The organism is Halanaerobiales bacterium (assembly GCA_035270125.1).
In the GTDB taxonomy this organism is placed as follows: Bacteria; Bacillota; Halanaerobiia; order Halanaerobiales; family DATFIM01; genus DATFIM01.
This window is the reverse complement of the sequence record DATFIM010000127.1, coordinates 1-12,384: the sequence shown is the minus strand read 5'-3', so window position 1 is coordinate 12,384 and position 12,384 is coordinate 1. Positions and strand designations below refer to the sequence as shown.

General features: G+C 31.4%; 14 protein-coding genes. All 14 read left to right on the top strand.

Translation table 11 applies throughout. The features are described from left to right. The first annotated feature begins 47 nt into the window (after positions 1 to 47). Positions 48 to 269 (top strand): type II toxin-antitoxin system VapB family antitoxin, encoded by a 222-nt coding sequence (locus VJ881_06630; GenBank protein ID HKL75726.1) that lies wholly within the window; start codon positions 48 to 50, stop codon positions 267 to 269. After that, positions 244 to 639: a PIN domain-containing protein gene (locus tag VJ881_06625; GenBank protein HKL75725.1), complete on the top strand. Its 396-nt coding sequence runs from the start codon at positions 244 to 246 to the stop codon at positions 637 to 639. The genes VJ881_06630 and VJ881_06625 overlap by 26 nt, the downstream gene beginning before the upstream one ends. A gap of 98 nt (positions 640 to 737) precedes the next feature. Beyond that, positions 738 to 2,018: an ABC transporter substrate-binding protein gene (locus tag VJ881_06620; protein ID HKL75724.1), complete on the top strand. Its 1,281-nt coding sequence runs from the start codon at positions 738 to 740 to the stop codon at positions 2,016 to 2,018. Positions 2,019 to 2,055: 37 nt separating this feature from the next. Then, positions 2,056 to 2,925, top strand: a complete 870-nt coding sequence (locus tag VJ881_06615; protein HKL75723.1) for a sugar ABC transporter permease — start codon at positions 2,056 to 2,058, stop codon at positions 2,923 to 2,925. Next, on the top strand, positions 2,925 to 3,785 hold the full coding sequence (locus VJ881_06610; protein HKL75722.1) for a carbohydrate ABC transporter permease: 861 nt from the start codon (positions 2,925 to 2,927) through the stop codon (positions 3,783 to 3,785). The genes VJ881_06615 and VJ881_06610 overlap by 1 nt, the downstream gene beginning before the upstream one ends. Before the next feature lie 143 nt (positions 3,786 to 3,928). Next, the gene (locus VJ881_06605; GenBank protein ID HKL75721.1) at positions 3,929 to 4,702 is read left to right on the top strand and encodes a DUF368 domain-containing protein; all 774 of its coding nucleotides are present in this window, start codon (positions 3,929 to 3,931) and stop codon (positions 4,700 to 4,702) included. A 34-nt stretch (positions 4,703 to 4,736) separates the two neighbouring features. After that, the gene (locus tag VJ881_06600) at positions 4,737 to 5,333 is read left to right on the top strand and encodes a TetR/AcrR family transcriptional regulator C-terminal domain-containing protein (GenBank protein ID HKL75720.1); all 597 of its coding nucleotides are present in this window, start codon (positions 4,737 to 4,739) and stop codon (positions 5,331 to 5,333) included. Positions 5,334 to 5,508: 175 nt separating this feature from the next. Further along, the gene (locus VJ881_06595; protein HKL75719.1) at positions 5,509 to 7,308 is read left to right on the top strand and encodes an oleate hydratase; all 1,800 of its coding nucleotides are present in this window, start codon (positions 5,509 to 5,511) and stop codon (positions 7,306 to 7,308) included. A 120-nt stretch (positions 7,309 to 7,428) separates the two neighbouring features. Further along, positions 7,429 to 8,016: a hypothetical protein gene (locus VJ881_06590; protein ID HKL75718.1), complete on the top strand. Its 588-nt coding sequence runs from the start codon at positions 7,429 to 7,431 to the stop codon at positions 8,014 to 8,016. Positions 8,017 to 8,064: 48 nt separating this feature from the next. Continuing rightward, positions 8,065 to 8,853: a metallophosphoesterase gene (locus tag VJ881_06585; protein ID HKL75717.1), complete on the top strand. Its 789-nt coding sequence runs from the start codon at positions 8,065 to 8,067 to the stop codon at positions 8,851 to 8,853. Between the two features lie 105 nt (positions 8,854 to 8,958). Beyond that, entirely contained in the window at positions 8,959 to 10,770 is a 1,812-nt protein-coding gene (gene pepF / locus VJ881_06580) for an oligoendopeptidase F (GenBank protein HKL75716.1), read from the top strand. Positions 10,771 to 10,813: 43 nt separating this feature from the next. Continuing rightward, positions 10,814 to 11,278, top strand: coding sequence for a hypothetical protein (locus VJ881_06575; GenBank protein ID HKL75715.1), 465 nt, complete (start codon positions 10,814 to 10,816; stop codon positions 11,276 to 11,278). 152 nt (positions 11,279 to 11,430) lie between these two features. Further along, positions 11,431 to 12,060 carry a response regulator transcription factor gene (locus tag VJ881_06570; protein ID HKL75714.1) on the top strand — a complete coding sequence of 210 codons (630 nt, stop codon included), beginning with the start codon at positions 11,431 to 11,433 and terminating at the stop codon, positions 12,058 to 12,060. A 4-nt stretch (positions 12,061 to 12,064) separates the two neighbouring features. Continuing rightward, the coding region (locus VJ881_06565; GenBank protein HKL75713.1) for a hypothetical protein at positions 12,065 to 12,384 on the top strand (320 nt) is incomplete at its 3' end.

The following is a 12,384-nucleotide window of genomic DNA, read 5'->3' as shown; positions in this document are numbered from 1 at the left end:
TTATCATAATAAAATGATGTATAATTATTATGAGGGAGATGATGATAATGAGAACCACCTTAAATTTGTCAGAAAAGATTATTAAGGAAGCAGAAGCTATATATAATACAAATAGTAAATCAGAAATGGTAGAAAATGCTTTAATAGATGCTATTCGTTTTAGAAAATTGAAACAGTTTATGAAATTAAAAGGAGAAATAGAATTTGACGAAAAATCTATTGATAAGTTGAGGAGTGCTGAAATTGAAGAAACAAAAAATAATAGTTGATACTTCAATTTGGATTGAGTATTTTAATAATAATACTAATATTGTTAATTTCATCGAGAAAAGAATTATGGAAGACTGTTTGTTTATGACAGGTCCTATAGTTACAGAATTATTACAGGGGGTAAAGACTGAAAAGGAATATGAAAAACTCAAAAATTCTATTGATGCAATTCCTTATTTGGAAATAACATTAGAAAATTGGAAGAAAGCTGGAAATATTTCAAATAAATTAAGGAGAAAAGGTATTACAATTCCTTTAACTGATATAATTATTTCAGCAGTTGCTATATCTAATGATGCAAAAGTATATAGTTTAGATAAACATTTTGAAAAAATACCAGGAGTTAAATTATTTAATAAAATAAAATAGAGTCATTATAAATATTTTGAAAATTATTTCACTTAGTGGTATAATTATTAACAAAGAGTTCTTAATTTAACTCACAATAAAAAAGGGGGAAATGTAAAATGTTAAGATCTTTATCACTGTTGCTTAGCGTGGTGTTAGTGTTTGGCCTTCTTGTTGGTGGTTCAGTTGAGGTTCAGGCTCAGGAAGATTCTATCACAGTGATGAGTGTCTGGGGTGGTCAGGAGTTAGATGCCTTCAAAAAAGTAGCTGCATCTTTTGAGGCTGCTACAGGAATTGAAGTAAAACATGAAAGTACTAGAGATCTCCCTACTCTTCTCACAACTCGTCTGGAAGCAGGAAATCCACCAGACATTGTCCATCTTACCGGAATGGGAATGATGAAGGATCATGCAGAAGATGGAAATCTTGTTGATTTAAAAAATGTTTTTGATATGAATGAATTTAGAAAAGAATATGATGAAAAGTGGATTGATCTGGCTGAATATGAAGATGGAATGTATGGTCTTTTTATTTCTGCTGATGTGAAGAGTCTGGTCTGGTACAATCCTAAGGAATTTGAGAAAAAAGGTTATGAAGTTCCTGAAACCTGGGATGAATTAAAAGAATTGACAGATACAATGATTGAAAATGGAGATACCCCCTGGGCCATTGGTCTAGAATCAGGAGAAGCAAGTGGTTGGCCTGCAACTGACTGGATAGAAGACATAATGCTTAGAACAGCTGGCCCAGAAGTTTATGATCAATGGGTCAATCATGAAATTCCCTGGACAGATGAAAGAGTAAAAAGAGCCTTTGAAATATTCGGTGAAATAACTCGTGATTCTGACAGAGTCTATGGTGGTCCTACAAATGTCTTAGCTACCAATTTTGGCGACTCGGTTAATGCTCTTTTTGCCGATTCACCAAATGCCTATCTACATCGTCAGGCCAGTTTTATAACCAGTTTCATTAAAGACAATAATCCAGACCTTGTTGCTGGTGAAGATTTTGACTTTTTCCCTTTCCCTCCAATAGATGAAGAACACGGTAATCCAGTTTTAGGAGCAGCTGATATGTTAAGTATGATGGATAATAATGAGTCAGCTCGCAAATTCATGCGTTATATGGCCTCACCTGGAGCACAGATGATCTGGGTTTCAGAATTAGGTAAATTAGGAGTAAATGAAGAAATTAATCCTAACGCCTACCCTGATAATTTAACCAAAGAAATGGCAGCAATGCTTCGTAATGCAGATACCTTTAGATTTGATGGTTCTGATTCAATGCCTTCCTCACTTGGATCTGGTGCTTTCTGGCAGCAAAGTTTAAATTATGTCCGCGGTCAGGATCTTGATAATATCTTACAAAGATTAGAAGATGCAGCAGAAGAGGCATATTAATTAAAAATTAATCCCAACTTTGGTCAGGAGGGGTAATATGCGCAGTCAACAAAATGAAAAATTATGGGCGGCCCTACTTATAGGGCCTGCTCTTTTTGTTTTACTTTTGATTTTAATTTATCCCACTATTCGCACTGTAATTATTAGTTTTTTAGATCAGGAATTAGAAAGTTTTGTAGGGTTAAAAAACTATATCTATTCATTTACAAATCGGTCAATGTTAATTTCATTTCGTAATAATTTAATGTGGTTGATTATTTTTACAGCAGTTACTGTTGGTTTGGGGCTTATCCTGGCTGTTTTAACAGACAGAGTTAAATATGAAAAAATAACAAAGTCTATTATTTTCATGCCAATGGCAGTTTCCTTTGTTGGGGCTGGTGTAATCTGGAAGTTTGTCTACACCTATCGACCTCCAGGTGCAGAACAAATTGGTTTATTAAATAAGATTATGGTTATGTTTGGGGGACAGCCAAAGGGGTGGTTGCTGGAAAGTCCCTGGACTAACAATTTATCTTTGATTTTTGTAGGGATCTGGATCTGGACCGGTTTCTGTATGGTTATTCTTTCAGCAGCTTATAAAGGTATTCCTCAGGATTTGCTGGATGCAGCCCGAGTTGATGGTGCCAATGAATGGCAGATATTCTGGCATGTTATTTTACCCTGGATGAAATCTTCAATTGCAGTAGTTGCAACTACAATGGTAGTAAATGTATTAAAGATATTTGATATAGTATATGTTATGACTAATGGTAATTATGATACAGAAGTAATAGCCAATCGAATGTTTAAGGAAATGTTTCAATATAGAAATTATGGACGGGCCAGTGCAATAGCGGTTATCCTTTTCCTCTGTGTAATTCCGGTGATTGTGCTAAATATTAATCGTATGAGGGGAGAAGAATAATGAGAAAATTAATTAAAAAATTACTGCCAAGAACTATGTTACATGGCTTTGTATTATTGGTGATGTTAATCTGGATTTTACCGACAATGGGTTTATTGATTACATCTATCCGCCCGGCCTCTGAGGTGAATAGTTCAGGCTGGTGGACAGTATTAAATAGTCCTCTAAAATTTACTCAATTTACCTTAGAAAATTATGAACAGGTATTATTTAGTGGCGGAATGGCTCAGGCTTTTAAAAACAGTTTTATGGTAGCTATTCCTGGAACAATTTTTCCAGTTATTATAGCTTCTTTTGCTGCTTTTGCCCTGGCAAAATTACAGTTTAAAGGTAGAATCCTTATTTATTCTTTAATTGTTGGCCTTCTGGTTGTTCCTTTTCAGATGACATTTATTCCAATTTTAAAATTTTATAATACGCTGGGGATATCAGGAACCTTCCCTGCTCTCTGGATTTCTCATACTGGTTATGGACTGCCTTTTGCAGTTTTTATGCTTCATAATTTTTTCAATTCATTACCTGATGAATTATTTGAAGCTGCTGTTATTGATGGGGCCTCTATCTGGCAGACTTTTACCAGACTTGCTTTACCACTATCATTACCTGCAATTGCCTCACTGGTTATCTTTCAATTTCTCTGGGTCTGGAATGATTTGCTGGTTGCTTTAATTTATCTGGGAGGAACTCAGGATGTAGCTCCCTTAACAGTTCGCCTTTCAAATCTGGTTGGATCTTATGGTCAAAATTGGCATTTACTTACTTCAGCTGCCTTTATTTCAATTATAGTGCCTTTAGTAATTTTCTTTGCTCTACAACGTTATTTTGTCCGTGGTATTTTGGCTGGATCTATTAAAGGTTAACAATTGAATTCAAATCATTAAGCCCTGTACAGGAAAAAGTATTCCTGTATAGGGTTTTATTTTATTGAATTAGTTATTGTAATTTGATATAGTTAAAGCAAATAACTAACTAAAAAAATTATAATATAAGGAGTACATAATTAGTGAATATACTAAGAAATAAGCTTATAGAACAATTAAATAAATTTTGGAAAGGGCTGGTAGTTGGACTTGTTATAATAACTCCCATAAGTGGGGGGACAATGTTATTAGTTCTTAATTTATATGAAGATATGATGAAAGATATAGCCAGTTTTAAAATATTTCGCTGGTTTACTTTTGGGGGAGGCTCAATTTTAGGAATTTTCCTCAGTGGGAGAATTTTTGCCACTTTATTTGAATCATATACTTTAGTAATTTTAGGATTTTTATTGGGGTGCATTTTAGCTTCTATAAAAGCTGTTTTAGGTGATGATTTTAAATTGACTTTTAAACGAGGAGCAGTTTTAGCAATAGGTTTAACTGGGGGATTATTTTTAGCAGGACTTTCTGATTTTGGGGTAGTAAGTCATATACCTCCTAATAATTTTTCACTTTTAATAGGTGGAGCTCTATCCAGTGCAGCAATGATTATTCCTGGTGTTCCAGGAGGGACTATCCTTATTTTAATGGGGATTTATGGTGATATGATAGCTGCTATTGCTAATCTTGAACTGCTGGTACTTACTATATTTTTTATAGGAGCACTTTTAGGTATTTTTGGTTTATCAAATCTTTTTTCCAGATTATATAAAAGATATAATTCTGGTTTGAGTTGGTTTTTTGTTGGTCTTATCCTGGGATCTATTCGCATGATAATACCGTCTAATTTTGACAATCCTTTAGTCTTTATTTTTTCGGCAATTATAGGGTTTATCATTATTTGGCATTCAAATTAAAATATATAACTCTTCCTAAAAGAGGAGTGGTAAAATGGCTAAACAATATACTAAAAATTTAATTCGTGAAATATTTATAGAAATGTTGAACAAAAAACCACTTGATAAAATAACAGTAACAGATATAGCTGAAAAATGTGAAATTAATAGAAATACTTTTTATTATCACTATAAAGATATATATGAAATTTTATCTGAGATTTTTCAAACTGAGCTACAAAAAGTTATTGATGAATATAATGATACACTTTCCTGGGAAGAAAGTTTTCTTCTGGCAGCTGAATTTGCTTTAGAAAATAAAAAGGCTATTTATCATATATATAATTCTATACGTAGAGAAGAATTAGAAGATTATATATATAATGTATCTGGAAATATTATGACTCGTTATGTTCAGAAAAAAAGTGAAGATATTCCAGCAGCTGAAGGTGATAAAAATTTGATAGCCACTTTCTATCAAAGTGCTTTAACAGAAATGGTTTTAAGGTGGATTGAAGGTGGAATGGAAGAAGATACTGAAATTATAATTAAAAGAATAGGCAAGTTATTTAATGGTAATATTGCCTTATCCCTAAAAAGAAGTGTTGATTTAGAAAATATCTGGCAAAAAGATGAGAGGGAGTTTTTCTAATTAAACAAAAGAATATATATGCTTAAAATTTAAGCAATTGGACTGCGGTGTTTGAAATTCAAACATCGCAGTTTTTTTATCTATTGTGAAAGCTATTGAAAGATAATATTATAAATTTAAGAAAGAAGTGAACAATAAACTTAAATCACTTTAATTATTGAAAGGAAGTGGCAAAATGGAATTAAAAACACATGATGACAGATTAAAACTTACAAATGGAAGACTTCATTCTTTAGTAGATGCCAGAAAGCCGGAAGGAATTGAAGATAAAAAAGCATATTTAGTGGGAACAGGTATTGCTTCTTTAGCAGCAGGCTGTTTTTTAATACGTGATGCACAAATGGATGGAAATGATATTACTTTTTTGGAAAAATTGGATGTACCTGGAGGTTCTCTTGATGGACAGTTTCTTCAAAATAAAGGTTATGTAGCCCGTGGAGGACGTGAAATGGAAAACCATTTTGAAGTTTTATGGAATTTGTTTAGCACTTTACCTTCTACCGAAGATCCAGATCAGACTGTTTTAGAACGTCTTTATTATCAAAATTATGATGATCCAAACTATAGTAATTGTCGTATAACTCACAATCGGGGTGAACGTTATGATAATGGTAAATTGAATTTGAGTCCAGAATTGGCAAAAGAATTAATTGATTTTGTACTTATACCGGACGAAAAGCTTGAGAATAAAGCTATTGAGGATGTTCTTTCAGATAAACTTTTAAACAGTGATTTTTGGACCTACTGGAGAACAATGTTTGCTTTTCAAAATTGGAACAGTGCTTTAGAGATGAAACTATATATGAATCGTTTTATTCATCATCTTGATGGTTTACCTGATCTTTCAATGTTAATGTTTTCAGAACATGATCAATATACCTCATTTGTTAAACCAATGGTAAAATATTTAAAAGATCAAGGAGCTAATTTTAAATATGGAGTTACAGTTGATAATGTTGAATTTTCAATATCAGATGATAAAAAATTTGCTAAAAAAATAGTTGCCAGAGATAAAGATAATAATGATATGTCTATTGATTTATCAGAGGATGATTTAGTATTTGTCACTAATGGTTCTATGACTGAAGATTCCGGATATGGTGATGATAACACGCCAGCTCCATTTAAAAAAGAAGCAAAAGATGAAGGTATCTGGAATTTGTGGAAAAATATAGCTGAGCAGTCTGATGACTTTGGTAATCCAGAAAAATTTTGTTCTCAACCTGAAAAATCTAATTGGGAATCCTGTACGGTAACCTGTCATAATGAACAGGTACCTGAATACATTGAAGAGATTACAGGGCGTTCTCCTTATAATGGCGGTACTGTTACAGGTGGAATAGTCACAGCTCGTGATTCATCCTGGCTTATGAGCTGGACAGTAAATCGTCAGCCACAGTATTATGGTCAACCTGAAGATGATATTGTAGTCTGGTTATATAGTTTATTTACAGATGTTCCTGGAGATTATATTAAAAAGCCAATGAAAGATTGTACAGGTAATGAGATCACTAAAGAATGGTTATATCATCTGGGGGTTCCTGAAGATGAAATTGATGAACTGGCAGAAACTTGTTCAGCAATTCCGGTTATGATGCCCTATATAACCTCACATTTCATGCCCCGCGAATTTGGAGATCGTCCTTATGTGGTTCCTAAAAATGCAGTTAATTTTGCCTTTTTAGGTCAATTTGCCGAAACATTGGATGAACCTGCTCGAGATACTGTTTTTACTATTGAATATTCTGGTAGAACAGCTATGGAGGCAGTCTATGTTTTAACTGGAGTTGAAAAGGGAGTACCTGAAGTGTTTGGCTCAAGATATGATATTCGTTATTTGTTAAATGCAGTAAAAGTTTTATTTGAAGGAGAAAAACCAGAACTTGATCTTTCAGACTTAGAAAAAAGAAAAATAAAAAATAAAATAGAAGGAACCGAAATAGAAAAAATACTTAAAGAATATAAACTTATCTAAAAAAATTTGATAATTAAATAATTTATTATAATCCCGGATCTTATGATTCGGGATTTTTAGTATTATGCAGGAATTAAGCAAAATATGAATAAGTTAATATATGACAGGGAGGGACTTAAAATGGCTAAAAAATTGGCAAAATGGATAAGTATAATTACTGTTGTACCATTTATTGGACTTTTTGTTTTAACAACATTATATTTTTATAGTGCTAATATATATAATAATAGTTTTCTCTGGTATTTATTTTCCCTTGTTTTTTTAACTGTTATTCCAATTTTGGCTTACCCTTTAAAAAATGTTATACCTAAATATAAAGATAAAGGTAGAAGTGGAGAAAGAAGGCTTGCTTTCATTTTGGCAGTTATCGGATATATTTCAGGAAATATATTTTCTTTTGTCTTTAATGCTCCAAAAGGAGTTAAGACAGTATTTGTAGCTTATCTATTTTCGGGAATTATTCTTTCTTTTGTTAATGCCGTAATTGGTCATAAAGCAAGTGGCCATGCCGCAGGAGTTTCCGGTCCATTTACTTTGTTATTGTATTTTATTAGCTTTAAATACTGGTATATATATCTTATTTTACCATTAGTTTTTTGGTCACGTTTAAAACTGGGAAGACACAAAATAACACAGCTTTTTTCCGGAACTGCTGTTGGGATTTTAGCAACAGTGTTAGCATTAATAGTAAAGGTTAGTTTGTTGTAAATAATCTAATCAAATAAGCCAGTTAATTATCTGTAGGGAGGTCATTTAATGTACTTTTTTATTATTTTATCTATAATTATTATCGCAAAAGTATGGGTATTATATCATCATACTACTAAAGTTAAAGTTGAAAATGTTAATCTAAAATCTGAAAAAATAGCAAATCAAATATCTATTTTACAATTATCTGATTTTCATTTTGATGGTAAAGGTAAGTTAGAAAAAAACATTAAAAGTAAACTAAAAGAAATAGAATATAATTTAGTTGTTTTAACAGGTGATTATCTTAACGATGTTGATAAAATTGATGAATTTATTAGCTTTATAAATGAATTAGAGTTTACTCCTAAAGTATATGCAGTTTCAGGAAACCATGATTATCAAAGAAATATTGAAGAAATAAAAAATAAATTTGAAAAAGAAAATATAACTTTTCTGGAAAATGAAAGTACAAAAATATCTATAAATGGAAATGAAATTAATCTTATAGGAGTAGGAAGTCCTGATGGAGGTCATGATTATTTAGATAAGGCAGTAAAAGGGATTGACCTGTCTGATGGTTATAATGTTTTGCTTTCTCATACCTATCATATTATTGATTCAATTAAAAATTATGATATTGATTTAGTATTAGCTGGAGATACTCATGGTGGTCAGATAATCTATCCCTTGATCGGTAAACTGTTATTAAATAAACTTTTTGAAACAAAATATTTAAGAGGTAAATATGAGATAGGAAATACTATCCTCTATGTTAATCGAGGTTTGGGAACCAGTTTACTTCCTTTCCGCTTTAATTCTTATCCAGAGATTACTCGATTTAAGATAAAAAATTAATTAAAAATAGTGAAATTTAAAGGAAAATTCTAATTTTTAGTGAAGTTATATATTGGAGTATAAAATTGTAAAATAATATAAAATATCTCAATAGGAGGAAAGATAATGGCAGAAGAAATGTTAACAAGAGCAGAAGTGGAGCAGGATTTAACCTGGAATCTTAATGATATTTTTAGTAGTGAAGAAGAATATAAAAAAATGGTAGAAGATGCAAAAGATTTAGCAGCAGAAATTGAAGAAGAATTTAAAGGCAATCTCAATTCAGCAGAAAATATTAATACCTGTTTGGACAAATTAAGAAATTTATATGAAATGGTAGTTCTTACTGGAAATTATGCTTCTCTAGCTGTTGCAGTTGATCAGACTAATGAAGAAAACCAAAAAAGACAGATGAAACAGGGAAATATATCATCAGAAATTGAAAGCAAAATGTCTTTTATAGAATCAGAGATTATTCAACTTGATGAAGAAATTATAAAAAAAGCTATGGAAAAATCTGAAGAGAATAGAGGTTATTTAAAGGAAATTCTGAGAGGAAAAGAATATGTATTACCTCCCTCAGCTGAAAAAGTACTGGCAGCTTTATCTAATACTTTAGATGCTCCATATAAAATATATAATCAGGCAAAATTGGCAGATATGGATTTTGGCAAATTTGAAGTAGATGGAGAGGAATACCCTTTATCTTTTGTTCTTTTTGAAGGGGAATGGGAGTTTGAAGAAGATACAAAATTAAGAAGAAAAGCTTTTAAGAAATTTTCCAATACTTTAAGAAAATATCAAAATACGATTGCTACTAATTACCAGACTCAGGTTCAAAAAGAAAAGACTATAGCAGATCAGCGAGGTCATGATTCTGTTATAGATTATCTTCTTTTTGATCAGGAAGTTGATAAAGAATTATACAATAGACAGATTGATCTTATTATGGAAAAATTGGCACCTCATATGCGTAAATACGCTAAGTTATTACAGAGGATTCACGGTTTGGATGAGATGACTTTTGCTGATCTAAAACTGAGTGTTGATTCTGATTTTGAACCTGAAATCACTATTAATGAAGCTAAAAATCATATAAAAGATGCACTCTCGGTAATGGGTGATGACTATCTGGAAATGGTAGAGAATGCTTTTGACGAGAGATGGATTGATTTTGTTCAAAATAAAGGTAAATCAACAGGAGCTTTTTGTTCTACTCCTTATGGTAAACATCCTTATGTATTGATTTCCTGGACAGCCCAGATGAGAGAGGCCTTTGTACTTGCTCATGAATTAGGTCATGCCGGTCATTTTTATCTGGCCCAGCAAAATCAAAATATTTTTGATACCAGACCATCACTTTATTTCATAGAAGCACCTTCAACAATGAATGAAATGTTAATGACTAATTATTTAATGGATACAGTAGAGGATAAAAGAATGAAAAGATGGGTTTTATCAACTCTTTTAAGTCGTACTTATTATCATAATTTTGTTACTCATTTATTGGAAGCTCATTATCAAAGAAAAGTATATCAGATAATTGAGGATGGAGGAAGTGTTCAGGCTCCAACTTTAAACAAGCTAAAAAGAGATACTTTAGAAGAGTTCTGGGGAGATGCTGCCCATATTAATGAAGGAGCAGAACTTACCTGGATGAGACAGCCGCACTATTATATGGGACTTTATCCTTATACCTATAGTGCCGGACTTACTATTTCCACTGAAGCAAGTAAAAGGATAAAAGAAGAGGGACAGGAAGCTGTAGATGATTGGCGTGAAGTTCTTAAAGCAGGAGGTACCAAAAAACCGGTCGAATTAGCTAAGATGGCCGGGGTAGATATCACAACTGAAAAACCTCTTTTAAATACAATAGATTATATTGGTGAAATTATAGATGAGATTATTGAGTTAACTGAAGAGATAGATGGAGTTTAATATAAGCTAAAAAATAAAAGGATTATTAGAAGGAGTCAATAATATGGATAGTGAAGAAATAAAATCTAAAGGTATAAAAGAAAGACCGAAAAATGTAGAGTTTAATGAAGGTGATGAAGTTGATATTACAATTCATAGAAAAACTGAGATAGGATTAAAGGTTATTATTAATAATAAATATTTTGGTTTGGTATATGAAGAAGATATTTATAAAGATTATAAAGTTGGCGAAGAAACTAATGGCTATATTAAAAATCTAAGAGATGACAATAAAATTGATGTTACTTTGAGAAAACCAGGTTATGGTAGAATAGAAGATGCAAAAAAGAAAATTTTGAATAAGTTAAAAGAAGAAAATGGCTTTTTAGCTTTAAATGATAATAGTTCTCCTGATAAAATAAAAAAAGAGCTGGAAATGAGCAAGGGAACATTCAAAAAAGCTATTGGAGGATTATATAAAGAAGAGATTATTAATATAACAGACAAAGGTATAGAAATTAGAAATTAAAAAAATAAAGATGAATAAGATAATATAATTTTGTCATACTTTAGTAGGAGATAACTCTCCTACTTTTTTCTTTTTAAAATAATTCTTATGATAGATGAAATTTTTATTTAGATGAAATATAATTAAACTAGCATAGAAAAGGTGGGGATAAGATGATTAGAGTCTATTTAGTAGATGATCATCCTTTTGTTTTAAAAGGTTTAAGAACCTATCTTAAAACCCAGGATGATATAGAAGTAATCGGTGAAGCTGAAAAAGGAGAGAAGGCAGTTAAAGAAATAAAAAAAATGAAACCTGAGGTGGCCATAGTTGATCTTCGTTTACCGGACAAAAATGGAACAGAAATAACTAAAGATGTAAAAAGTGCAGGTTTGAAAACAGAAATAATTATTCTTTCCAGTTATAACAGAGATCAGGAAGTAATTGAAGCAATTGATGCAGGTGCTTTAAGTTATCTTATGAAAGATTCATCACCGGAAAAATTAGTAGAAGCAATAAAAGCTGCGGAAAAAGGTGAACCTATGCTGCATCCCAGAGTGGCAAAAAAGATAATGCAGAGAGCAGCAGGTAAAAAAGTAGTAGCAGAGCCTTTAACAGATAGAGAAATGGAAGTTTTATCATTACTTGTTAAAGGTTTAAGTAATAAAGAGATTGCTGATGATTTATATATTTCTCCCAGAACAGTAAAAAGTCATGTTAGTAATATTTTAAGGAAATTGGATGTAAAAGATAGAACTCAGGCGGTTATAAAAGCAATTGATAATGACCTTGTAAGGAGGTAATAAAATGAAATCTAGAATAAAGGATATATTAAAAAAAGATATTAAATTAAGTTTAATTATTGGAATTTCTATTTCTCTAACATATTATTATGCATTTTATCAGTTTCATCAGGATAAATTAAAAACTTTTGTAGCTTATCTAATATTTGGTAGTATATTAGGTTATCTTATTTCAACTGTTTCAGAGCTAGTTCATTATCTATTAAGTGAAAAATTTCATAAATACCAAAAGTCTCTTTTATTGCATATTATAGTTGAGTTTTTTCTTTCTGCTTTTATATTTACTACCACTTCTTATAGTTTTCAAGTGATTTTCTCTGGATA